The 24,512-nt window shown below is 62.3% G+C and carries 21 protein-coding genes; 13 read left to right on the forward strand and 8 right to left on the reverse strand.

Annotation, left to right across the window (positions count from 1 at the left end; all coding sequences use genetic code 11):
* Positions 1–2 precede the first annotated feature (2 nt).
* From GTP69_RS02625 to GTP69_RS02635, 3 genes are all read right to left on the reverse strand, one after another.
* On the reverse strand, positions 3–1,406 hold the full coding sequence (locus GTP69_RS02625; protein WP_161053392.1) for a tetratricopeptide repeat protein: 1,404 nt from the start codon (positions 1,404–1,406) through the stop codon (positions 3–5).
* A 75-nt stretch (positions 1,407–1,481) separates the two neighbouring features.
* The gene (locus tag GTP69_RS02630; protein ID WP_161053393.1) at positions 1,482–2,105 is read right to left on the reverse strand and encodes a 3'-5' exonuclease; all 624 of its coding nucleotides are present in this window, start codon (positions 2,103–2,105) and stop codon (positions 1,482–1,484) included.
* Between the two features lie 3 nt (positions 2,106–2,108).
* Positions 2,109–3,362: an Hsp70 family protein gene (locus GTP69_RS02635; protein WP_161053394.1), complete on the reverse strand. Its 1,254-nt coding sequence runs from the start codon at positions 3,360–3,362 to the stop codon at positions 2,109–2,111.
* Positions 3,363–3,552: 190 nt separating this feature from the next.
* On the opposite strand from GTP69_RS02635, the gene GTP69_RS02640 reads away from it, so the two are divergent.
* From GTP69_RS02640 to GTP69_RS02655, 4 genes are all read left to right on the forward strand, one after another.
* A complete protein-coding gene (locus GTP69_RS02640) occupies positions 3,553–4,677 on the forward strand; it encodes a LacI family DNA-binding transcriptional regulator (RefSeq protein ID WP_161053395.1) in 1,125 nt (374 codons plus the stop codon).
* Positions 4,678–4,680: 3 nt separating this feature from the next.
* Complete coding sequence (locus GTP69_RS02645) at positions 4,681–6,873, forward strand: ATP-dependent helicase (RefSeq protein ID WP_161053396.1); 2,193 nt, start codon at positions 4,681–4,683, stop codon at positions 6,871–6,873.
* Positions 6,874–6,994: 121 nt separating this feature from the next.
* Positions 6,995–7,522 (forward strand): OmpA family protein, encoded by a 528-nt coding sequence (locus tag GTP69_RS02650; protein WP_161053397.1) that lies wholly within the window; start codon positions 6,995–6,997, stop codon positions 7,520–7,522.
* Between the two features lie 131 nt (positions 7,523–7,653).
* Positions 7,654–9,093, forward strand: coding sequence for a catalase (locus tag GTP69_RS02655; protein ID WP_161053398.1), 1,440 nt, complete (start codon positions 7,654–7,656; stop codon positions 9,091–9,093).
* 49 nt (positions 9,094–9,142) lie between these two features.
* Here GTP69_RS02655 and GTP69_RS02660 read toward each other — a convergent pair whose 3' ends face one another.
* Positions 9,143–10,579, reverse strand: coding sequence for a SulP family inorganic anion transporter (locus tag GTP69_RS02660; protein ID WP_161053399.1), 1,437 nt, complete (start codon positions 10,577–10,579; stop codon positions 9,143–9,145).
* 170 nt (positions 10,580–10,749) lie between these two features.
* Here GTP69_RS02660 and GTP69_RS02665 point away from each other — a divergent pair, with 170 nt between their 5' ends.
* Entirely contained in the window at positions 10,750–10,977 is a 228-nt protein-coding gene (locus GTP69_RS02665; RefSeq protein ID WP_110847781.1) for a hypothetical protein, read from the forward strand.
* Positions 10,978–10,989: 12 nt separating this feature from the next.
* Here the strand turns inward: GTP69_RS02665 and GTP69_RS02670 are convergent, their stop codons facing one another.
* The gene (locus GTP69_RS02670; protein WP_161053400.1) at positions 10,990–11,739 is read right to left on the reverse strand and encodes a Crp/Fnr family transcriptional regulator; all 750 of its coding nucleotides are present in this window, start codon (positions 11,737–11,739) and stop codon (positions 10,990–10,992) included.
* A 237-nt stretch (positions 11,740–11,976) separates the two neighbouring features.
* On the opposite strand from GTP69_RS02670, the gene GTP69_RS02675 reads away from it, so the two are divergent.
* A complete protein-coding gene (locus GTP69_RS02675) occupies positions 11,977–12,819 on the forward strand; it encodes a transposase (protein ID WP_229260767.1) in 843 nt (280 codons plus the stop codon).
* Between the two features lie 52 nt (positions 12,820–12,871).
* On the opposite strand, the gene GTP69_RS02680 is transcribed toward GTP69_RS02675, so the two are convergent.
* Positions 12,872–14,950 (reverse strand): TonB-dependent receptor family protein, encoded by a 2,079-nt coding sequence (locus tag GTP69_RS02680; protein WP_161053401.1) that lies wholly within the window; start codon positions 14,948–14,950, stop codon positions 12,872–12,874.
* Positions 14,951–15,087: 137 nt separating this feature from the next.
* Here GTP69_RS02680 and GTP69_RS02685 point away from each other — a divergent pair, with 137 nt between their 5' ends.
* From GTP69_RS02685 to GTP69_RS02710, 6 genes are all read left to right on the forward strand, one after another.
* Positions 15,088–15,402: a DUF2946 family protein gene (locus GTP69_RS02685; protein WP_229260768.1), complete on the forward strand. Its 315-nt coding sequence runs from the start codon at positions 15,088–15,090 to the stop codon at positions 15,400–15,402.
* 76 nt (positions 15,403–15,478) lie between these two features.
* Positions 15,479–17,755 carry a TonB-dependent receptor gene (locus tag GTP69_RS02690; RefSeq protein WP_161053403.1) on the forward strand — a complete coding sequence of 759 codons (2,277 nt, stop codon included), beginning with the start codon at positions 15,479–15,481 and terminating at the stop codon, positions 17,753–17,755.
* Between the two features lie 102 nt (positions 17,756–17,857).
* Complete coding sequence (gene hmpA, locus GTP69_RS02695) at positions 17,858–19,039, forward strand: NO-inducible flavohemoprotein (RefSeq protein WP_161053404.1); 1,182 nt, start codon at positions 17,858–17,860, stop codon at positions 19,037–19,039.
* A gap of 94 nt (positions 19,040–19,133) precedes the next feature.
* Positions 19,134–20,117: an aliphatic sulfonate ABC transporter substrate-binding protein gene (locus GTP69_RS02700; RefSeq protein WP_161053405.1), complete on the forward strand. Its 984-nt coding sequence runs from the start codon at positions 19,134–19,136 to the stop codon at positions 20,115–20,117.
* Between the two features lie 11 nt (positions 20,118–20,128).
* Complete coding sequence (locus tag GTP69_RS02705) at positions 20,129–21,007, forward strand: ABC transporter permease (protein WP_161053406.1); 879 nt, start codon at positions 20,129–20,131, stop codon at positions 21,005–21,007.
* A complete protein-coding gene (locus tag GTP69_RS02710; RefSeq protein ID WP_229260769.1) occupies positions 20,986–21,711 on the forward strand; it encodes an ABC transporter ATP-binding protein in 726 nt (241 codons plus the stop codon). The genes GTP69_RS02705 and GTP69_RS02710 overlap by 22 nt, the downstream gene beginning before the upstream one ends.
* Before the next feature lie 4 nt (positions 21,712–21,715).
* On the opposite strand, the gene GTP69_RS02715 is transcribed toward GTP69_RS02710, so the two are convergent.
* The gene (locus GTP69_RS02715) at positions 21,716–22,189 is read right to left on the reverse strand and encodes a substrate-binding periplasmic protein (protein ID WP_161053407.1); all 474 of its coding nucleotides are present in this window, start codon (positions 22,187–22,189) and stop codon (positions 21,716–21,718) included.
* Positions 22,189–23,859 carry a methyl-accepting chemotaxis protein gene (locus tag GTP69_RS02720; protein ID WP_308494404.1) on the reverse strand — a complete coding sequence of 557 codons (1,671 nt, stop codon included), beginning with the start codon at positions 23,857–23,859 and terminating at the stop codon, positions 22,189–22,191. Before GTP69_RS02720 ends, GTP69_RS02715 begins: the two co-directional genes overlap by 1 nt.
* Positions 23,860–23,936: 77 nt before the next feature.
* On the opposite strand from GTP69_RS02720, the gene GTP69_RS02725 reads away from it, so the two are divergent.
* Positions 23,937–24,509, forward strand: a complete 573-nt coding sequence (locus tag GTP69_RS02725) for a TetR/AcrR family transcriptional regulator (RefSeq protein WP_161053409.1) — start codon at positions 23,937–23,939, stop codon at positions 24,507–24,509.
* Positions 24,510–24,512 lie beyond the last annotated feature (3 nt).

Genomic DNA, 24,512 nt, shown 5'->3' on the forward strand with positions numbered 1-24,512 from the left:
CGCTAATCCACCGCGCGGTTGTGCGGCACGTAAAACGATGACGGATGGTTGTCGCGCCACTTGCGCACCAGTTGCTGTGCGGCGGCGATGGTTTGCGGCGTCATCACCAGCGCCATGCGGCGACGGTTGCTGACCGCCGCCACATCGCCCGCCTGCGCCGCTAGCGTCAGCCACATGAAGGACTGCGCCGGATCGCGCTCCACGCCGCGGCCCCTGCCATACATGCCGCCCAGGTTGAACTGCGCCAGCGCATGGCCCTGCTCGGCTGCCTTGCCGTACCAGTCGACGGCCTGCACATCATCGCGATCGACGCCTACGCCGTTGGCGTACATCACGCCCAGATTATTCTGCGCGCTGGCGTCGCCCTGCTCGGCGGCGCTGCGGTACCAGGCGGCGGCCAGCACATCGTCCTTGGCCACGCCATGGCCGTTGGCGTACATCACCGCCACATTGAATTGCGCATGCGGCATGCCCTGCTCGGCGGCGCGCCGGTACCATTCCAGCGCCAACCGCTCATCGCGGGCAACGCCGCGGCCGCGCGCATACAGGCCGCCGAGGTTGTACTGGGCCAGCGCATGGCCGGCCTCGGCAGCGCGGTGATACCAGGTGAAGGCCAGCTCGTCATCCTGCTCGACGCCATTGCCGGTGGCCAGCATCACGCCCAGGTTGAACTGGGCGTCGGCGTCTTCCTGCTCGGCGGCGCGCAACAGCCAGGCATAGGCGCGACGCGGATCGCGCTGTACGCCCAGCCCTTCGGCGTAGGCCACGCCCACCAGCCGCTGCGCCACCGGATCTTCCTGCGCCGCCGCCTGCCGGAACCAGGCCACGGCCTGCGCCTCATTGCGCGCCACGCCAAGCGCGTGCTTGTACATCAGGCCGAGGCGAAGCTGGGCGTTGGCGTCGTTTTGCAGCGCGGCCTTGCGGAACCATGCCAGCGCCATCGGATAATTGCGCGCCACGCCGTAGCCGTTGCAATAGGCCTCGCCGACCAGCGTCTGCGCGCTGGGCAGGCCCTGCTCGGCGGCGCGGCAGAAACAGGCCAGCGCCACCTCGTCGCTCTGCGGCACGCCGCGTCCCTTCTTGTACATTTGTCCGAGATTCTGCTGGGCGGAAGCATCGCCCTGGCGGGCGGCGCGGCGGAACCAGCAAGTGGCCAGATCATCGCTGTGGTCGGTGCCACGGCCGTAGTAGTACATCACGCCCAGCTGATTCTGGGCGTAAGCCAGTCCCTGGACGGCAGCCTTGCTCATCCAGTCGAACGCCTGGGCCTCGTCGCGCGCCACGCCGTCGCCGCTTTTGTACATGCGGCCGAGATTGAACTGGGCGTAGGGATTGCCACGCTCAGCAGCGTCGAGGAACCACCGGTAGACGTCGTACCCTTCCTTGGCCGTGCATTGTTTTTTCACGATACACCTCTGACCAACATGACAACACTGTTGATTAAAGTGTAAAACGCGTCCCCGGAAGGGATTTGACGACGCTCAAACGGGCTGGCCGCGCTTTTGCAGGAATTGCGGCACTTTGGCGGCCGCCAGCTTGTTGACCGACACCAGCAGGTCGGTATCGACCTGGCGGATGCCGTACGTTGAGCGCAGATGCTGACCGATATGGATCAGCAGCTTGGCGGCGACTTCCGCATCGGCCTCGGCCCGGTGGGCGGCGCTGCGGAACTGGATGCCGAGCGCGCCGGACAGCTGGCCCAGCTTGTAGCTGCCCAGCGTGGGAAACACGCGGCGCGACAGCTTGAGCGAACACACCAGCGACGCATGGCGCGGGGCCAGCGTCAGCCGTTCCGCCTCGGCGCGCAAAAACTTCTCGTCGAAGCTGGCGTTGTGGGCCGACAGCGGATCGCTGCCGATGAAGTCCAGCAACTGCGGCACCACCTCGTCCACCGGCGGCGCGTTGTCCACCATGGACTGGGTGATGCCGGTCAGGCCGGTGATGAAGGATGGAATGCGCACGCCGCAATTAATCAGCGACACATAGCGCTCGACCACTTCGCCGCCGACGATGCGCAAGGCCGCCACTTCGGTGATACGGTCGCCCATGGCGGGCGACAGGCCGGTGGTCTCAAAGTCGAGCATGACGATAGGTTGGTCGAGCATGGTTTATCCGCCAAATTTGCGTACGGCGTCCAGCGCCAGGCCGGCGCCGATGCTGCCGAACAGGTCGCCTTCGACCTTGCGCGCGGCCGGCACCACGGCGCCGATGCGCTCGCGCAGTTTGCGCACGCCGCTGGAGCCGCCGGTGAAGAACACCGTGTCGACATCTTCCGGTTTGACGCCGGCGTCGCGCAGCAAGTTCTGCACCGTGGTTTCCACCGAGCCGACCAGGTGGTCGATGGCGCCGTCAAACAGCTCGCGGCGCAGCTCCAGCGTCACCGGCGGCGCCAGGCGGTCCAGCTCCAGCTGCACCACAGCGTCGGCGGACAGCGCGATCTTGCCCTCTTCCGCCTTCATCGCCAGCCAGTGGCCAGCGCGCTCGTCGATCAGACGTTGCAGGCGGCCCAGCTTTTCCTGCTCGGCCGAATCGCGGATCAGGTCAGACAGCTGGGTCCACATCTTCTTGGTGTAGACCTGGTTGATGGTGTGCCAGGTGGCCAGGTTGAAGAAGTAACTGGACGGCACTTCGCTGTTGTTGCGCAGGCGGCTGCCGTAACCCAGCAGCGGCATGATGGACGACAGGCTCAGGTATTTATCGAAGTCGGTGCCGCCGATGTGGACGCCGCCGTTGGCCAGGATGTCGTCGCGCCGCTCGGCCTTTTTGGCGCGTTCGGGCGACAGGCGCACCAGCGAGAAGTCGGAAGTACCGCCGCCGATGTCGGCGATCAGCACCAGTTCTTCGCGGTCGATCTGCGACTCGTAATCGAACGCGGCGGCAATCGGCTCGAACTGGAAAGCAATGTCCTTGAAGCCGACGGAACGCGCCACTTCGGCCAGCGTATCCTCGGCCAGCTTGTCGTTGTCCTTGCTGTCGTCGATGAAATACACCGGACGGCCGAACACGGCCGAGGTGAATTCCCGTCCGGCAGCGCGTTCGGAACGCTTCTTCAGCTCGCCGATGAACTGCGCCAGCAGCATGCGGAACGGCAGCGCCCGGCCGCCGACCTCGGTCTGGCCGTCGATCAGGCTGGTGCCGAGCAAACTCTTCATGGAGCGCATCAAGCGCCCCTCGTAGCCGGCCAGGTAATCGGCCAGCGCCGCACGCCCATAGGTGACTTCGTCGTCGTCCGCATTAAAGAAGACAACCGACGGCAAGGTGGTCTTACCCTCCTCCAGTCCCAGCATCACCGGATGGCCGGGACGCACCCAGCCAACGGTGGAATTGGACGTACCAAAATCAACGCCGCAAGCAATGGCCATCTTGCCCTTTCCGTTCAGCTAAAGGGGCGGGAGTTTATCAGATAAAGCCCCATCGCAGCAAACATTGCGCCCTAGCCACAAGAAAGAAGATATTTCTTTGCGGAAATGCGATAGTTGTTGCCATCGGGTAATTTTCTATTTATGCTCGTTTGACTATTAAAAGAACAATCAAATGGACCTGCTTTCCACAATGAGCAAATCGAATCCGACCATAGAGGATAGCGCAATCACGCTGAAAGCTGTGATCGCCGGCGAAAACCGCCGCGTGACGTCGTATGACGTGGCGCAACTGGCGGGCGTGTCGCAATCGGCGGTGTCGCGCTGCTTCAAGCCCGGCGCCAGCGTCTCCAAGACCACTTACGCGCTGGTGATGAAGGCCGCCGCCCTGCTCGATTATATTCCGAACGCCGCCGCCCGCAGCCTGATCACCCGCCGCTCCCATATGGTGGCGCTGATCATCACCAACCAGGCCAATCTGTATTATCCGGAACTGCTGGCCGAACTGAGCCAGCAGCTGACCATGCGCGGCCAACGCGTGCTGTTATTCACCTTGCAACGCGAAGCCGATGTCGAGCGCGTGCTGGCCGATGTGTGGCAATACCAGGTCGACGGCGTGATCGCCGCCGCCCGCCTGACGTCCGAACAGGTGGCCGAATTCGACCGCCGCCGCATGCCGCTGGTGCTGTTCAACCGCAAGCTGCGCGACCAGTCAGTCAACACCGTCACCTGCGACCACCTGGAGTCCGGCCGCATGCTGGTCTCGCGGCTGGCCGCCGCCGGTCACCGCCAATTCGGCATCATTGCCGGCAATGACGACTACAGCGTGGCCAGCGAACGCCAGCGCGGCGCCTGCGAACGCATCGCCGAACTGGGCCTGCCGACGCCGGTGGTGGTGCCGGGCGCCTACGATTACCGCAGCGGCGCGCTGGGCCTGAAAGCCATCATCGCCCAGCTGGGCAGCGTGCCGGACGCCATCATCTGCGGCAGTGACGTCATGGCCATCGGCTGTCTGGACTTTGCCCGCCACGAACTGGGGCTGGACGTGCCGGGCCAGCTGTCGGTAGCCGGCTTCGACGCCGTCGAGCCGTCCAACTGGATCAGCTACAACCTGACCACGCTGCGCCAGCCGCTGCCGAAAATGGCCGCCGCCGCCGCCGACCTGCTGTGCTCCCGCATCGACCGCCACGAAACCGACACCGAACGGCGCGTGTTCAGCGCGCAATTTATCGAAGGCGCCACTGCGCGCCTGACGCCGGTCGGGGCAGCACCGACGATGGCGACGCCCAGCTTGCGGCCGCCGATCGCTATAATGTAGCGGATGAACCAGCCTACGCCCAACAATACGACCAATACGCCCCGTTTCACCCCGCAAGGCCTGATCCCCACCGCAGAGCAGACCGCCATCCAGCTGGCCCAGAACAAGGTGGTGCTGGTGGACGCCAACGCCGGCGCCGCCAAGACCACCACGCTGGCGCTGCGCATCGGCGAGGCGCTGGCGCGCAAGCTGGCGCCGGAACAGATCCTGGCGCTGACGTTCACGCCGGAAGCGCGCGAAGTGCTGCGTCGCCGCCTGCAGGAGGTGGGCGTGCCGTCGGCGCTGGCGGAACGCGTTGCGGTGCTGAGTTTCGAGGATTTCGCGGCCTGGATGATGGACCTGGCCGACAACGACGACGTGCGCCAGTGCCGCGACCTGCGCGCGCTGAAAGAGCACGCGCTGCGCGCTATCGACCGCACCGCCGACCGTTACGCCGGCAGCGTCGACGGCCTGGAACTGCACACCCACAGCGTGGCGCTGAGCCAGTTCCTCGACGTCCAGCAAAGCCTGAAAGCCACCATGGCGCTCGACAGCGACGTCGAATTCATGGGCCACGACGAAGCCGCCGAGCAGCTGGGCATACCGCTGAGCGACTACCTGGCGACGCTGGAATACGAAGCCATGCGGCTGGATGGCGGCGCCGGCGCGGTGTTCCGCGGCCCGTTCGACGCCAGCTACGACCTGGCCTGCAACCTGCACCAGGGCGCGCGCCTGGCCGAGCAATTCCCCGACTACCGGCTGGTGCTGTGCGACGAGCTGCACGATTTGAACGAAGCCTCGTTCCGCATCCTGGAGGCGCTGATCGACCGTCCGCAAGCCTTCTTCGTCGGCGCCGGCGACAAGGACCAGGTGATCCACGCCAAGCTGGGCGCCAGCGACGACTACCTGAAGCGCCGCTTCAGCGAACGCTTTACCAAGCTGGTGCGCTATCCGCTGACGCAAACCTGGCGCCACGGCCCGCATCTGGCCTACGCCATGGCCGAGTTCAAACAGAAGCGGGTGGAATCCGCGCTGCCGCTGCGCACCGAGATCCTGCATGCGCATTACGCCGCTTCCGACGATAACGCCGAATGCGCGCAGCGCGTGGTGGCGGCGGTGCGCCAGTGGAAGGCCGACGGCAATGCCTACGACGGCTGTGCCATCCTGATCCGCGACCGTCATCAGTCGATGGCCATCGAAAACGCGCTGATCGAAGCCGACATCGACTACCGCACGCCGCCCATGGCCGGCTATTTGCAGCGCGACGAGATCCTGTTCCTGCGCGGCCTGCTGGGCATCGCGCTCAAGGATTTTTCCGCCGTCAAATCGGAACAGGTGCGCGTGGCGGTGGTGGAAGCGCTGGTGGCGTTCAGCGAAATGAAATTCTCCACCCACCGCATGGACAACTTCAAGCAGCAGATCATGAAGAGCCCGGACCTGCTGGGCGAATTGTTCATGATCGAGGACGAGCGCCGCGACGGCGTCGAGCTGGACTACCGCGATGTCGCCAGCGCCGGCACCAAGCGTGCCGTGATCGCAGCGCTGGCCTGGTTGTCGACGGTGGACCCGGCCGCGCCAGCCGCCGCCGTGCTGACCGAATTGTGCGACCGCGTGCAGCTGGCCGCCACTGCCCGCCGCATCTTCGTGCGCGCCTATGACGCCAGCGTGATCACCAAATCCATCGCCAGCCTGCTGGCGGCGGCAGCGGCGTCCGGCCAGAGCCTGCGCGAGTTCTGGAACGCAGTCAACGCGCGCGAAGCCTTTATCCGCCGCAAGCGCGACCGCAAGTCGGTACTGATCGAATGCGCCGGCAACGCCAAGGGCAAGGAGTTCGAGCACGTGATCCTGCCGTTCCTCGAGGAAGGCGAATTTCCCCATCCGTCGCAACCGCGGCGCGAAGAAGAAAACCTGTTCTACGTGGCCGCGACCCGCGCCCGCGCGCGCCTGACGCTGATTGCGCCGTCCGAGCAGAACGCCCGCAGCAGCTTCATCGCGCAGATGCGCTTGCCTAAATCTTCGGCAGCCGCCGACAGCGCTTTGGAGCGCAACCAGCGCGCGCCTGTTGCCACGCCGCCTACGCGTTGTTACTTAACTGCCGGTTTCCAGGACAAGGATCACGTCAAGGCGCTCGGCGCCAAATTCGATATCGCCCGCCGCGCGTGGTATGTCGAAAGCGGGAGCGACCTCACGCCATTTTTAGCTTGGATGAAAAAATAATGCAAGGGACCAATCTTTCCACGGGAAACCCTTATATAATACCGGTCGCGGGCTGCGGAACAGCCTCACACCTAGCGTGTACACCATGTCCCTCCAACAAAATCAATTCGGGAGTATTTCGATGAAAGCTAAAACCAATATCCTGCTGGCAGCCTGCACCATCGCCCTGCTGAGCGCTTGCTCGACCCCAGCTCCGGCCCCTGCACCAGCACCGGCGCCAGCGCCAGTTGCTGCGCCAGCACCAGCGCCAGTTGCCGCACCAGTGCCAGCACCAGTTGCTGCACCACTGCCAGCTTACCTGGACCCAAACAGCTCGATCTACAAAAATCGTAGCGTCTACTTCGACTTCGACAAATACACCGTCAAGCCAGAGTTCGATGCACTGGTTGCTGATCACGCCAAGTTCCTGTCGGCCAATCCAAACGTCTCGATCAAAGTCGAAGGCAACACCGATGACCGCGGCGGCGCAGAATACAATCTGGCCCTGGGTCAGAAACGTGCTCAAGCCCTGATCACCGCCCTGAAAGTACAAGGCGTGAAAGAAGGCCAACTGGAAGCCGTCAGCTACGGTAAAGAAAAATCGACCGGTACCGACGATGCAGCGCGCGCACATGATCGCCGCGACGACATCATCTACCCAAGCAAGTAATTCAGTCGTATCGAACGCCCGGCACCGCCGGGCGTTTTTCATTGTGGCTCTGCCTTTTGAGAGCGGCAGAAGTCACTGGTAGTAGTTAAGCTGGAAGTTTCCATTCATCCCATTCAGGCGAAGGAAGTTTCATGAAGAACCTCACTACTGCGGCCGGTGCACCGGTCGTCGACAATCAAAACACCCAGACTGCGGGCCCACGCGGCCCGGTACTGCTCCAGGATGTCTGGCATCTGGAAAAGCTGGCCCACTTCGCGCGCGAAGTGATCCCGGAACGCCGCATGCACGCCAAGGGTTCCGGCGCCTTCGGCACCTTCACCGTCACCCACGACATCAGCCAATACACGCGCGCCGCACTGTTCTCGGAAGTCGGCAAGAAAACCGATATCTTCATGCGTTTTTCGACCGTGGCCGGTGAACGCGGCGCGGCCGATGCCGAACGCGATATCCGCGGCTTCGCCGTCAAGTTCTACACCGAGCAAGGCAACTGGGATGTCGTCGGCAACAACACGCCGGTGTTCTTCTTCCGCGACCCGCTCAAATTCCCTGACCTGAATCACGTCGTCAAGCGCGATCCGAAGACCAATCTGCGCAGCGCGGAAAACAACTGGGACTTCTGGACCCTGCTGCCGGAAGCGCTGCACCAGGTCACCATCGTCATGAGCGACCGCGGTATTCCCAAGGGCTACCGCCACATGCACGGTTTCGGCAGCCACACCTACAGCTTTATCAGCCCGGCCAATGAGCGCTTCTGGGTCAAGTTCCACTTCGTCTCGCAGCAAGGCATCGAGAACCTGAGCGACGCCGAAGCGACCGCGCTGGTGGGCGTGGACCGCGAAAGCTCGCAGCGCGACCTGTATGACGCCATCGAGAACAAGGACTTCCCGCGCTGGAAACTGGCGGTGCAGATCATGCCGGAAGCCGATGCCTCCAAAGTGCCGTATCACCCGTTCGACCTGACCAAGGTCTGGCCGCACGGCGACTATCCGCTGATCGACGTCGGCGTGCTGGAACTGAACCGCAATGCGGAGAACTACTTCGCGGACGTGGAGCAATCGGCCTTCTCGCCGGCCAACGTGGTGCCGGGCGTGAGCTTCTCGCCGGACAAGATGCTGCAATCGCGCCTGTTCTCGTACGGCGACGCGGCGCGTTATCGCCTGGGCGTGAACCATCACCAGATTCCGGTGAATGCGCCGAAATGCCCGTTCCACAGCTACCACCGCGACGGCGCCATGCGCATCGGCGCCAGCGGCGGCGAACACACGCCGTACGAGCCGAACAGCCGTGGCGAGTGGCAGGAAAGCCCGCAGTTCAAGGAACCGCCGCTGTCGCTGGAAGGCGCAGCCGACCACTGGAATCACCGAGTGGACACCGACTACTACTCGCAGCCGGGCAATCTGTTCCGCCTCCTGACCGCCGAGAAGAAGCAGCTGCTGTTTGAAAACACCGCGCGCGCCATCAATGGCGTATCGAAGCCGGTGCAGGAGCGTCACATCCACAACTGCACCCAGGCCGATCCGGCCTACGGCGCAGGCGTAGCCGCCGCCATCGCGGCGCTGGAAGGCAAGTAAGTCTTGTGCCATCGGACGGCGTTTGCAGGCCGTCCGATCTGCGTCCACGTTAAGCAGTAGCCATCACGCCGGAACGCTGCAGCAACGTTTCGCAGCGCTTGGACAGGTGCTGCACCTGCAGCGTCTTGCCAGCCTTGGCGTAACGTTCGCTCAGCGTAGCGACCGCCACAACTGCAGAGTGATCGGCCAGACGCAGATGACGGCAATCCAGCGCCACCTGTTGCGGATCGGCCTGCGGATCGAACAGCTCATTGAAATGCGCGATCGATGCGAAAAACAACGTGCCGTGTGGCGTGTACGTTTTGACGCCATCGGCCTCCGCTACATCAGCGCGAATCTCGCGTGCGTGGCGCCAGGCGAAGCTCAGCGCGGCAATCACAATCCCGCACAGCACGGCGACCGCCAGGTCGGTGGCCACGGTAATCGCCGTCACCGCCACAATCAGCAGCGCATCATGACGCGGCACTTTGCCCAGCACCTGCAAGGAACTCCACGCAAAGGTCTGCTGCGCCACCACGAACATTACACCCACCAGCGCAGCCAGCGGAATGCGTTCGATCAGCGGAGATAAAAACAGTATAAACAATAAAATCATGATGCCGCTGACCGCGCCCGACACCCGCGTGCGGCCACCGGAACTCAGGTTGATCATGGTCTGGCCGATCATCGCGCAACCGCCCATGCCGCCGAACAGTCCCGAAGCCACATTCGCCACACCTAGCGCCACGCATTCGCGATTCGGCAAACCGCGCGTCTCGGTAATTTCATCGGTCAGGTTAAAGGTCAGCAGCGTTTCCAGCAGACCGACCACCGCCATCAGCAGCGCGTAGGGAAAGACGATGCGCAGCGTGTCCATCGTCATCGGCACCTCAGGCAGCGCGAAGACCGGCAGGCCGCCGGCGATATGCGCCATGTCGCCCAGCGTGCGCACCGGCAGACCCAGCGTGGCGGACAACACGCCGACACCGACAATCGCCACCAAAGCCGGCGGCAATGCCTTGGTCAGACGCGGCAGCAGATAGACAATCAGCATCGTCAGCACCACCAGGCCGCACATCCACACCAGCGACGTGCCCTGGAGCCATGCGCCATCCGCCTTAAAGTGTTGCAATTGCGACCACGCGATCACAATCGCCAGCCCATTGACGAAGCCCAACATCACCGGGTGCGGCACCATGGTCACCAGCTTGCCCAGCCGCAGCACGCCGAACAGCAGCATCATTGCGCCGCTCAGCACCACTGTCGCCAGGAAATATTGCAGGCCATGTTGGGCCACTAGCGCCACGATCACCACCGCCATCGAACCGGCGGCGCCCGAAATCATGCCCGGCCTGCCACCGAAAATCGCGGTAATTGTGCAAATAAAGAAGGCACCATACAGCCCGGTCAGCGGATTGAGATGCGCAACCAGCGCAAAAGCGATGCATTCGGGAACCAACGCGAATGACGTGGTCAGCCCTGCAAGGGCATTTTTGGAAAAATTCATGAAGGGAAAAAGCCGGAATAACGGCGATGCGAAAAGGCAACAGTCGCGTATTTTACACGGGCTGTGCGGAATACTCATCGTTATGGGTGAAGTGGCGCACATTCAAAACCGGGGTGGCGCGGGCACAATGGCAACACTTATTCGATTAACCCAGCCAGTCAAACTACGCCATGACTACTCTGATCTCCGCCACCTACGCCCTGCAACGCCAAAAAATCGCCGTCGAAAGAACGCTGTACGCACGATCGGCCGAAGAATCCCAGCTGGCGGCCCGTTGGGCCAGCGCCTGGCACAAGCTGGTGCAGCGCAAGCTGGATCAGGATCTGGCGGCACGCATGCCGGCGCGGGCGGATTTCGGCGGCTTCCTGATCAACCCGCCTTCCCGCGTCCTGCATTAATTCCGTACTCTATCAAGCTGCGTAACGTTGCTGTGCCGGTGCCGTGTTGCTGACGCGGCTCTGGTAGCAGCTGCCTGCGCGGCGTTCCATACCATCCCGATCCAGCACCGTGACCAGACCGCGGCGGTAGATAATCAGGCCTTCCTGGGCCAGCTTGCCTGCCGCGCCGGTGATGCTTTCGCGGCGCACGCCCAGCATATTGGCGATCATTTCCTGCGTGACTTTCAATTCATTGGACAGCGAACGGTCCAGACGTTCCAGCAACCAGCGGCACAGTTTCTGCTCGATGCTGCTGTGACGGCTGCCGGCCACGCTTTGCGCCAGTTGGGCGAACATCGCGCTGGTGTAGCGCATCAGTTGCTGGGCCAGAGGGCCGCCGGTGTAGAAGACATCGCGCAGCACCGAAGTTTTCAGACGGTAGCCATAGCCGGCGGTTTGCACCACGGCCGAGTAGCTGGCGCGCTCGGTAGGATGCAGCGCCACACCTACCACGCCTTCACGGCCAACCACGGCGATCTCGGTCGTGGCGCCGTCTTCCATCACGTATTGCAGCGAGATAATCGCGTTGGTCGGGAAGTAGGTGTACTCGACAGTCGCACCGAAGTCGAACAAGTGCTTACCTTCAGGCAACGTCACCAATTCCAGATCGCCGAACAGGGCAAGCAGATCGTCGCGCGACAAAGCGCGCAGCAAATCGTTCTGCTGAGCACCGATCAGGCTAATTTGTGGAGCAGCGACTGGAGCGGAGTGGAGTGCGTTCATGGTAAGGCCTCTTGATAGTGTGTCTGTCTGGTTGATGTAGACACTATATCGAGCAGCCTAATCCTTCGGTATAGGAGCAACCTGCAGCCCTATGTAGGCTGCGAACATTGCAAAATGTCATCTTAGTCCTACGCACTCCGGGGTCAGGTCCGGCAATTGGACAGGAACTCAGCCGTAAAGGTGTCGCGCCTCCGTATGCGCTACGTCAATCTAAAGTACTGCCATGAGGTTAGTGTCATGCAAATGACACGTCCACTTCGCCTTGAATTTGCTGGTGCTCTCTATCACGTCACCTCTCGTGGTGATCGCCAAGCGCCAATTTATCTGGATGACACCGACCGGTCGGTGTGGCTGCAGACACTCGGCGAGGTTTGCCAGCATTTTGATTTCACTCTGCACAGCTTCTGTCAGATGAGTAATCACTACCACTTGCTGCTGGAAACAAATGCACGCGGGCTGTCAGCGGGAATGCGGCAATTGAACGGCGTCTATTCCCAGTACTTCAATCGACGGCATTCCGTCGTTGGCCACCTCTTCCAAGGCCGCTACAAGGCAATTTTGGTACAAAAAGAAAGCTATCTATTAGAGTTGGCGCGTTATATCGTCCTCAATCCGGTTCGCGCAGGCATGGTGCAACAGCCTGAAGCCTGGCCGTGGAGCAGTTATTCGTTAACAGTTGGCAAAGCACCGCCCCAAGCCTGGCTGAACACTCAATGGTTGCTCACACGATTTTCATCGGACCAAGCCGACGCGATCACCGCCTACCGCGCCTTCGTCGATGCGGGCATCGGCGCACCCAGTCCGTTGACGCACACACGCCATCAGTTAGTGCTGGGTGACGAGACCTTTGCTGCATCATTGAGAACACCGTCAGCAAATCCGCAAGCAGGCATCTCCCGCACCCAACGGCTGGCGCAGTGTCCGGAGTTGAGCGACTACGAGAAAAATTTCCCGGATCGGAATGAAGCGATGGCACGAGCCTACGCCACAGGTAATTTCTCGGTCACCGCAATTGCGCGCTACTTCAAGGTCTCGCAAAAAACCACGGCCCGCGCGATCAAGCGATGGCGCGGGCCGTAATAATCCAAATTAAGGCTGAGGTCGTGTCCAAGTGCCGGACCTGACCCCGGATTTAGTAGGTGAGGCGCAGTTGGACGTAGGCGGTGCGGGGAGCGCCGACCATGCGGCCGGCGTTGCCGTCGACGTTGCGGGTGTAGTAGCGCTTGTCGGCGATGTTGTTGACGCCGGCCGCGACTTCGTAGGCGCGCTGCTTCCACGAGACGTTGGCGTTCCACAAGCGGAAGCCGGGGATCTGGCCGGCCGCGCCATTGGCCGACTCCGCCACCGTGTTGGCGGTGTCGGAGTACTGCTTGGTCTGGTGGGTGGTGGACAGGTTGCCCGTCCACGCGCCGACGCGGTAGCGCGCGCCGATGGTGTCGGTGGTGCGCGAGTAGAATGGCACATCCAGCCCTGCCGTCGCGCCCGATTCCTGCAGCGCTTTGGTGTAGGTGTAGTTGGCGTAGACATTCAGGCCGGCCAGCGCGCTGGCGTCGTCAAACGTGTAGTCGGCCGCCGTTTCGATGCCGTCGTGGTTGGTTGCGCCGATGTTCTGGAACGTCGCTGGCGTGATGCCCGGCACTTGCACAATCTGGTTGTCGAACTTGAGCTTGAACAGGGTCGCCTCGGCGCTCATGCCGCCGCTCTTCCAGCGCGCTCCCACCTCTCCTGTCTTGGCCAGTTCCGGCTTCAGCGGGTTGTTCGGCGTTTGCGAGTTGAGCTGGGTGTTCTGCACCGGTCCAAACGAGGTGGTGTAGTTGACGAACACCGTCAGCGCCGGATTCAGCAGGTAGGCCACGTTCAGCGATGGCAGCGCCTTGGTGTTGTCGGTTTCAAAGGTCGATTTGGCGGCGACGTCGTTCCGGGTCGACGAGATCTGCTCGTAACGCACGCCCGGCGTAACGCGCCACTGGCCTAGCGCGATGCGGTCGTCGATGTAAGCGGCGTGCGCGTCGGTGCTGTTGACGAAGGTGCCGATCGCGCCATTCACGCCAGTCGCCACAGTTTGCAGGTAGCTGTTGTCGTCGCCGCGCTCGCGCAGGTAGCGGTAGCCGACGGTGACGTCATGCACCATGCCGCTGGCGTTGAAACGCTGTGTGTAGCGCGGCTCGATGCCCAGCACTTCGTAGTTACGCGGCTGCCAGGTGATCTGGGTCTTGGCTGCATTGATCAGCGCGCTCTGGCGGAAGCTTTCGTTGTAGTAGGCCTTGATCTCGAATTCCTGCGTGGTCGAGATGGTATTCAGGTAGCCGACGTCGACGCCGTGGCGGTCGCCGCTCCAGAAGTCGGTCGGACGGGTGTTCTGGAACGGGTCAGCCTTGTATTGCGCCACGGTCAGGCCACCCGGCGTGCGCGACAGCACGTCGTAGTACGACACCTTGCCGTACACCTCGCTGTGATTGTCCAGCGGATAGCGGAACTTGATCGCGACGTCGTTGACGCGCTCGTCACTGCCCTGGCGCCACTCCGAACCTTCCATGCCCGAATACATCAGCGCCACACCCAGGCCGTTGCTGGCGGTGCCGCCGACAAACGCGCTGTACTGGCGGTTGCCGTCGCCTTCGCTAAAGTGGTTGTAGCGCACGCTGGCGTCGCCGCTGATGCCCTCGCCTTCCGGGATCGAACGGCTGCGGAAGTTGATGATGCCGCCGACGTTCTGCGGGCCGTAGCGCACCGCGCCGCCGCCACGTACCACGTCGATCGATTCGATATTGTTCAGGCTCACCGGCGCAAACGACAGCTGCGGCTGGCCATATGGCGCCACCGCCAGCGGAATGCCGTCCAGCAGCACGGTCGAGCGCGGCGAGTAACGGCCGGTCAGGCCGCGAATGCCGATGTTGAGCGAAATCGCGCTGCCGGCCGTGCCCGAGTTGTCGGTCGATTGCACGCCCGGAATGCGGCGCAGCACGTCGCCGATGTTGGCGGCGCCGGTTTCCTCGATCTCTTCCTTGTTGACCACGGTACGCGCGCCGGCGAAATTCTTCACGCTGTTTTGCAGGCCGGAGCCGAGCCAGCTGCCCGAGACTTGAATCGTTTCCATCGGCGCGTCATCGGTTTGCTGGGCATGCAGCGCGAGCGGCGCCGTCAACAGGGCTACTGCGGCGGCCAACGCGGTCAATTTAAATGGCGCAACGTTCAAGGACAGTTCAGGCATATGAAGAATAGTTGGTATTGAAAAACAGGCGGAATGATAACAGTTCTCATTATCGATTACTAGCATTTCGCTGTGTCGTTTATAATTGTCCAATGCTCTATTCCGCCAAACGCCAAGTGCTGCATATCTGGATCGCCATGTTGGCCGTCCTGTTTGCCGCGCTTGCGCCGACGGTGTCGCATGCGCTGGCCTCGACCACCACGGCGGCGCTGGCGGAAATGTGTACGGTCGATAGTGGCGCCAAGAAGGCGCCGACCAATATCATGCATGGCATGGAGCACTGCGCTTACTGCGCCATGCAGGCGTCGACACCGGCGCTGCCGCCGTCGCCCATCAATGGTTTCGCCATCATCGGCGGCCATGATGTGTATCCGCCGCTGTTCTACACCGCGCCGCAGCCGCTTCAAACGTGGCGCGCCGCCAGTCCGCGCGGACCGCCCGCCTTTTCCTGATCGTTAGCCTATGTTTCCGCTGTCCTTGGTGCGCTATCAAGGATTGCGGCCATCTGTCCGCATCATCAGGAATACCATGAATACCAATCTGTCTCCATTGGCATTGGCGCTGCTTGCCGCCTTTGCTACGCACGTCCACGCAGACGAAGACGTCCCGCTCCATCAACTGGGTACGGTCACCGTCACCGGCAACCGCCCTACTTCGCTGCCGACGCAGATCCCGACCACCATCGAGGGCATCACCAAGGAAGAAATCGAACGCGATATCAACGCCACCGATGCCGAGGACGCGCTTAAATACCTGCCCAGCCTTCTGGTGCGCAAGCGCTACATCGGCGACTACAACCACGCCGTGCTATCGACGCGCGCCTCCGGCACCGGCAACAGTGCGCGCTCGATGGTCTACGCGGACGGCATCCTGCTGTCTAATTATCTGGGCAACGGCGCCACCTTCGCGCCGCGCTGGGGCATGGTCAGCCCGGAGGAAATCGAACGGGTCGATGTGCTGTATGGCCCCTTCTCCGCCGCGTATGGCGGCAATTCGGTCGGCGCGGTGGTCGATTACGTCACGCGCATGCCGACCAAATTTGAAGCGCACGCCAAGCTGACGCTGACGCATCAGCCGTCTAAACTGTACGGCACCAACGATAACTACGACGGCAAGCAAGGCAGCTTTGAGCTGGGCGACCGTCAAGGCGCGTGGTCGTGGTGGCTGGCGTTGAGCCGCACCGACAGCGAAGGCCAGCCGCTGACCTTCCCTACGCGTTCGGCCAACACGCCGCTGAGCAGCGCAGGCACGCCGGTCACCGGCGCGGTGGCGGGACTGGACCGCACCAACAATCCCTGGTATCTGCTTGGTACGGCCACGCAGTACCACACAGTGCAGGATCAGTTGAAAGCCAAGCTGGCCTACGATTTTTCGCCGACCATGCGCGCCACCTACACGTTCGGCTTGTGGCGCAATGATTCCGAAGGCCGTCCGACCACGTATCTGCGCGATGCGGCCGGCCAGCCGGTCTACACCGGCACGGTCAATGTGAACGGTCACGCCTACACGCTGGCGCCGACCGATTTCAATCTGTCCAACGAAGACCTGCAGCACTTCATGCATGGCCTGACGGTGAAGACCAATACCAAGGGCGTGTTCGACTGGGAAGTCGCGGCCAGCCTGTATGACTACAACAAGGACCAGCTGCGCGCGGCCACCACAGTCGCCATGCCGGCCGCGCTGTCCGGCGGCGCGGGACGGCTGGTGAATCAGGGCTGCACTGGCTGGAACACGTTTGCGGCCAAGGGTGTGTGGCGTCCCGATGCCGGGAACGTAGCGGAATTCGGCTATCAGCGCGAGGCCTACAAGTTAAGCAGCACCGAGACGCCCACTACCGACTGGATCAACGGCGCGGCCAGCGGCAATCCGACTTCACGCTTCGGCGGCAAGTCGGAAATCAACAGCCTGTATGCGCAGGATACGTGGAAGTTTGCGCCGCAGTGGAAGACGGTATTGGGTGCGCGCTTCGAGCGCTGGCATGCGCATGACGGTGTGATTGCCAATGCCACCAAGTCTGCATCGTACGCGGAGCGCACCGAGAATTATGTGTCGCCGAAAGCCGCGCTGGCGTATCAGGCCAGCGAGGACTGGGTGCTGAAGGCGTCGCTGGGCCGCGCGGTGCGCATGCCGACGGTATCCGAGTTGTACCAGGGCGGCGTCAACGCCGCCGGCCAGTTGACCAACAACGATCCGAATCTCAAGCCCGAGAAGTCGTGGACCACAGAGCTGAGTGGTGAACGCAAGCTGGCCACCGGCTATCTGCGCCTGACCGCGTTCGGCGAGCGCACCGCCGATGCGCTGTACTCGCAGACCAATGTGCTGGTCACGCCGATGGTCACGAATATCCAGAATGTGGATCTGATCCGCACCAAGGGCCTGGAGGTGTCGTATGGCGCCAATGATGTGCTGCTGCGCGGCCTCGATCTGAGTTCCAGTCTGACGTGGACCGATTCGAAGATCATCCGCAACGACAAGGCGCCGAGCAGCATCGGCAAATGGCAACCGCGCATTCCGGAATGGCGCGCAACTGGCGTCGCCTCTTACGCCGTCAGCGACAAGCTGTCGATGACGCTGGCAGGGCGTTACAGCGGCAAGCAGTATTCGACGCTGGATAATTCGGATGTCAACGGCTTCGCCTATCAAGGCTCCAGCAAGTACTTCACTGCCGATGCGCGCGTGCGCTATCGCTTCAATGCGCAGTGGAGCATGGCGCTCGGCATCGACAATCTGAATAACTACCAGTACTGGAACTTCCATCCCTACCCGCAACGTACTTACGTCGCTGAGCTGAAGTTCGATCTCTAACCCTCGCGGGCGCCGCCGGATTTTCGGTGGCGTCTCGTGCGCATTTAAACATTCATATGATATACTTGTTTACGTCAAAACTTCATAAAGACAGAGATCATCATGCTGAGCACCGAACATAAAGCCATCATCACCGCCACCGTCCCTATCCTGGAAGAAGGCGGCGAAGCCCTGACCCGTCATTTCTATCAATCGCTGTTCCGCGACTACCCGCACGTGAAGCCCATGTTCAATCAGGCCAACCAGCAAGACGGCAACCAGCAGCGCGCGTTGGCCAATGCGGTGCTGATGTATGCGAAGAATATCGAGAAGCTGGAAAAACTCGGGCCGCTGGTCGGCACCATCGTGAACAAGCATGTGTCGCTGCAGATCCAGCCGGAGCACTATCCCATCGTCGGCGCCGCGCTGTTGAAGGCGATCCGCGAAGTGCTGGGCGACCAGGTGGCGACGGATGCGGTGATTGAGGCCTGGGGCGCGGCCTACGGTCAACTGGCAGATATCCTGATCGGGGCCGAGGAAAACGTCTACAAGGAAAACGAGCAGGCCGAAGGCGGCTGGCGCGGTGCGCGCGCCTTCAAGGTGACTGCCAAGACGGTGGAAAGCGATGAGATTACGTCCTTCGTGTTGACGCCTGCCGATGGCGGCAAGGTGGTGGCGCACAAGCCTGGCCAGTACATCGGCGTGCTGCTGACGGTGAATGGCGCGGAACAGCGTCGCCAGTATTCGCTGTCCGCGACGGCCAATGGCGCAAGCTATCGCATCAGCGTGAAGCGTGAGCCGGGTGGCGTGGTGTCCAACTTTCTGCATGATGGCGTGCAGGTCGGCGACAGCATCGATCTGTTCCCACCATCGGGCGACTTTGTGCTGGCCGACAGCGACAAGCCGCTGGTGCTGATCAGCGGTGGCGTCGGCATCACGCCTACGCTGGCGATGTTGACGGCGGCGCTGACCACCGATCGACCGGTCCACTTCATTCACGCGGCGCGCCACGCCGGCGTGCATGCGTTCCGCGATCATATCGATGCGCTGGCCGCAAAGCATCCGCAATTGCAGCGCTTTTACTGCTATGAGTTGGCCGACGCCAGTTCGGTGCAGCCGCATTCCACCGGCTACCTCAATCCGCAGAAGCTGACCGCGTGGTTGCCGGAGACGCGCGATGTGGACGCCTACTTCCTCGGCCCGACGCCGTTCATGAAAGCGATCAAGTCGCATCTGGCGGAGCTGGGCGTACCGGCGTCGCAGACGCATTACGAGTTCTTTGGTCCGGCGGAAGCCCTGGCTTGATGCGCTTTTCAACTATGTAAAGCCGGATTTCTTCGTGTACCTGCTTAGGCGTGGATGTAATACTTTACGCATCCTCGCCTAACCTTGGGAAAACATGAAGCGCAGAACCCTGTTGAAGCTGGCCGGCAGTGCCGCCTTGTCTGGTTTGTCTCCTGTATCGCTGGTGGTTGCCGCTCCGCTGAAGGAGCTGCGGCTGGACTACGCCTACTACTCGCCTACCAGTCTGGTGCTGCGGCGCTTTGGCTGGCTGGAGGAGGAGTTCAAGGCGGACGGCGTGCAGGTGCGCTGGGTGCTGAGCGCCGGCAGCAATCGCGCGCTGGAGTATCTGAACGCGAACAGTATCGATATCGGCTCGTCTGCGGGTCTGGCGGCATTGCTGGCTAAAGCGAATGGCAATCCGATCAAGACGCCGTACATTTTCTCCCGTCCGGAGTGGACGGCGCTGGTGGTGCGCAAGGATTCGCCGATTCGCTCCGTGGCGGATTTGAAGGGCAAGAAGGTTGCGGCCACCAAGGGCACCGACCCGTATCTGTTCCTGCTGCGGTCCTTGCAGACTGCGGGCTTGAAGCGCAGCGATATCGAGCATGTGAGCTTGCAGCATGCGGATGGCCGCGCGGCGCTGGAGCAAGGCAAGGTGGATGCGTGGGCGGGACTTGATCCGCACATGGCGGCCAGCGAGCTGGAAGCCGGCTCCAAGCTTATTTACCGGAATGTGGCGTTTAATACCTACGGTTTCCTGAATGTCCGTGAGGAGTTCCTGGCGACGCGGCCGGTGGAAGTGGCGCGGGTGATCAAGGCATATGAACGTGCACGCGCCTGGGTGATCGCCAATCCGAGCGAGGCGGCCAAGATTTTATCTGAAGAGGCTAAGGTGACGTTGCCGGTGGCGCTGTTGCAGGTCAAACTGCGCAGTGATTTCAGCAATCCTCAGCCGGGCAGCGAGCATGTGAAGGCCTTGCAGGTGGCCGCGCCGATCCTCAAAGCCGAGGCGCTGGTCAAGAGCGATACGGACTTGAACCGCGCCATCGCGGAGCTGGTCGATACCCGCTTCGCACGGCCTTACATCACGAAGGCATAGGAGCAGCCAGCATGAGCAGCCAACTGGCCGCATCGCCCACAGACGCCGCCACCGCGCCCCGCGAAGCAACGCGCGTCACCACGTCTGCGCCACACACAGCCGCAGCCGGGGTCAGCGCGCCAAGTGCGGCTGGTGGCCGCTGGCGGCGGGCTTTGCTTGGTTTGCTGTTGCCGGTGTCCGTGCTGGTGGCGGTCGAGCTATCGGTGCGTGGCGGGCTGATTCCGGCCAATATGCTGCCTGCGCCATCGCAGATTCTGGATACATTGCGCGACCTTGGCGCGCAAGGATTGGCTGGCCATATCGTCGCCAGCACGCTGCGGGTGGTCGCGGGCTTCGCGGCGGGCGCCGTGCTGGCCGTGCTGCTGGGCGCCGCCGTGGGCCTGAGCCGCCACGCCGAAGCCATTCTCGATCCAAGCTTCCAGGCCCTGCGTGCGATTCCGTCGCTGGCCTGGGTGCCTTTGCTGCTGCTCTGGCTCGGCATCGACGAAGCACCGAAAATCGTCCTGATCGCCATCGGCGCCTTCTTCCCCATCTATATGGGCGTTGCTTCCGGCATCCGCGGCGTGGACCGCAAACTGATTGAAGTGGCGCGCCTATACCGTCTGTCCAACGTCGCGCTAACGCGGCGAGTGCTGCTGCCCGCCGCCCTGCCGGCCATCCTCACCGGCCTGCGCAACGGCCTCAGTCTGGCGTGGATGTTCATGGTCGCCGCAGAACTGATCGCCGCCAGCAAAGGCCTCGGATACCTGCTCTCCGACGGCCGCGAAACCAGCCGCGCCGATATCGTATTAGCGGCCATCTTCCTGCTGGCCATTCTCGGCAAAATCAGCGACAGCCTGATGGCCGCCATCGAAAAACGCAGCCTTGCATGGCGCGACAGCTACGCATGACCATCGCCCTCGACATTCACGTAACCGAAAAACGCTACGTCGCGCGCACCGTGCTGCGCGACGTCAGCCTGCAACTACAAGAAGGAGAACTGGTCAGCCTGATCGGCGCCAGCGGCTGCGGCAAAAGCAGCCTGCTATCGATTGCTTCCGGCCTCGATCGGGATTTCAGCGGCGAGATCAAACTCGATGGCAAAGCGCTGCACGGCGTCAGCCGCGACATCGGCTTCATCTTCCAGGAACCGCGCCTGTTCCCATGGCTGACAGTGTCCGAAAACGTCGCCTTCGACAGCAACAACGCCCTGTCCTCGCAACGGCTGGTCACGCGCCTGCTGGCGGAAGTCGGCCTGCAAGACCATGCAGAAGCGCTGCCGAAGCAGCTGTCCGGCGGCCAAGCCCAACGCGCCGCCATCGCGCGCGGTCTGTTCACCCAACCGCGCGTTCTACTGCTGGACGAACCCTTCTCCGCCGTAGACGCCTTCACCCGCATGAAACTGCAAGACCTGCTGCTGAAAGTCGCGCAGCAGCACAAACTCACCGTGCTGCTGGTCACGCACGATATCGACGAAGCGCTCTACCTGAGCGACCGCGTGGTCCTGCTGGACGGCGGCCTGACCGAATTCCATCCTGGCCCCTCACCGCGCAAGCGCGGCGACGCCGATGCCGCACATCTGAAGGCCGCGATTCTCGACAGCCTTCACGTCTGACACCTTACTGCAAACCGTACTTCACCCTGATGCGGGGTGCGCTGCCGTCTTTCCGCATCAGCGCCATGGCCGCGTTAAAGCGTCGCAGAAAACCGGCATCGACGGCGCTCTTGTCGAACATGATATAGCTCTCCGTGACATCCAGCGGCGGTCCAACGATACGCACGCTGGCAGTGGCATCCAGTTTTTTCAGCATCGCCATGCCGGCCTGCCGGCCGGTGATCACCGCATCGACCCGCCCCATGATCAGCTTGCGAAAACTCCACTCGTCATGCGACGCGTAATCGAGCCGGGAGAACATGCCGCTGCCAATCTGCACCATCTCCACCGCCGCGCCCTTGGGCGTGCCATCAGCATCGGCCTCGGTGTAGGGGGGCTGATCATAGGCCAGCAGCTTGAATTTTTCGCCTGGCACAGCGGCGCACACGCCCGGCCACCCGGCGCAGCACAGCAGCCAGGCAATCAACACAGCGCGCATCAATTCAGCAGCTTCACCGGCTGTCTGTCGGCAGACGGCAGCGACGCCACCTTGAAACGGGCAACGGTGGCGCGTAAGCCCTCCGCCTGCCCCGCCAATGCGTGTGCCGCCGCTGTCGCCTGCTCCACCAGTGCGGCGTTTTGCTGCGTAACGTCGTCCATGCTGATGATGGCCGCGTTGACCTGCTCCACGCCGGCGCGCTGCTCGACCGACGCCGCCACCACTTCACGCATGATGCCGCTGACCCGGCCGATCGAATCCGAGATGCCGGACATCGCGCGCCCGGCTTCGTCAACCGCCGCCGCTCCGCTATCGATATCCCACACCGATCCCATGATCAGGTTGCGAATCTCCTGCGACGCTGCCGCGCAGCGCTGCGCCAGCGCGCGCACCTCGCTGGCCACGACGGCAAAACCGCGCCCCTGCTCACCGGCGCGCGCGGCTTCCACTGCGGCGTTCAGCGCCAGGATATTGGTCTGAAAGGCGATACCTTCAATGGTCGCAATCACTTCGGTCATGCGCGTGCTGCCATCCGACACCTTGTCCATGGCGGCGATCACACGCTGCACGACGGCGCCGCCGGTAACGGCCATTTGCAAAGCGCTTTCCGCCACGCCCTGTCCCTGCGCCGCGTTATTGCTGTTGTTGCCGATGGTCGACGTGATCTCTTCCATACTGGCGGCGGTTTCCTCCAGCGAGGATGCCTGCTCCTCGGTGCGTCGCGACAGATCGCTATTGCCGTCGGCGATTTCAGCGGCGGCATGGGCGATTGTGTCGGCTGATCCCTTGATCTCCGCCACCATGCGGTTGAGGCTCACGCGCATCCGTTCGAGGGAGGCGATCAGGCTGTCGTTGGCCATTTGCGAGGTATCGACCGCGAACGCCAGGTTGCCAGCGGCGATTTCTCCGGCAATGGCCTGCGCTTCGGCGGGGTCGCCGCCCAGCTGCCGCATCACGCCGCGCGTCAGCAGCACGCTCACGGTCACGCTCACCACCAGCGCTACCGCCACCAGCAACAGGATCGTGGTGTAGGTTTTATCCGCGCCGCGCTTGGCGACGGCGCTGGCATCTTCATTCAACTTGATTTCCTTGTCCTTAAGCGCCTGCGCGGCGTCGATCCATGCGCGCTGGGCTGGCCGCAGCCGTTCGATCGCCAGCCTGGTCGCCAGCTCGCGCTCGTTCTTCAGCCCTGCTTCCAGCACCGCATCGAACGCGGGCAACGCAGCCGATTCGAGTTCTCCCAGCTTGGTGAACAGGCGCTTTTCCTCGTCGGTGGTGCCGGCTTCCGCCTCAAACATCTTGCCCAGGCGGGTGTAGGCATCGCGGTAGGCGGTTTCCTGGCGCTTGATGCGCTCAACTTCCGGCGCCACCATTTGCGGGTCGGTCAGCAGGATCACGTTGCGGATGGCGATCATGCGATCCTGGATGGAGTTCTGCAACGCGCTGGCGAATAACATCTCCGGATTATTCACGTCCGCGATGTCGCCCAGGTTCTGGTTCAGGGTCCGCACGCCAACAATCCCGACACCGCCGATCAGCAGCGACAGCAAAGTCAGTAGTCCGAGGCTCACGATTAATCGATGTTTCAACTGCATCTCACAGGCTCCTTTTTTAACTATACTATACGTATAGTACATGGTTAACCTTTGGAAATGTTCATTGCTTTTCATTTACTTGATATGCATGATTTGTTGCGTATAGGGCCGGTATAGTAAAATTACGTACTATCACCTATCCCTAAATCGTCATGACCCCAGCTCACGGAGCGCGCACCAGCAATCGCGATGCGCTTCTGGACGTCCTCGAATCCATCATCTCGGAGGGCAGCGTTCACGACGTGACGCTCGATGGCGTGGCCGCACGCGCAGGCATCACCAAGGGCGGCTTGATTTACCACTTCAAATCCAAAGAGGCCTTGCTGCACGCCCTGGTCGAGCGCATGCGCGCCAAGGTCGATGCATATTGCGTCGATCCCAAGGCGGAACCGCGTTCGGCGATCAAGAAGTTCCTGATTGCGCGTATCAACTACGCGTTTACGATGGGCGCCCAGGAGAAAAAAATCATGGCCAACCTGCTGGCCGCCGCCTCGACCTATCCTTCGTTGCTGGTGCCCGTGAAAAGCATGTACGACAGCCGCAGCGGCGACCTGGCGCAGGTGGCCGAGAGTGCCGGCCTGGCGCTGTCGGTATGGACAGCGCTGGACGGCTTCGTCATGCTGGAGATGCTCAACATCCGCCACTTCTCCGACCTGGAAAAGCAGCAGATGCAAGCCGCGCTGATTGGATTGGTCGAGCAGCAGTTCGCCGCGCCGCGCGACTAACGC

This window comes from Duganella levis (assembly GCF_009857605.1).
Lineage (GTDB): Bacteria > Pseudomonadota > Gammaproteobacteria > Burkholderiales > Burkholderiaceae_D > Rugamonas > Rugamonas levis.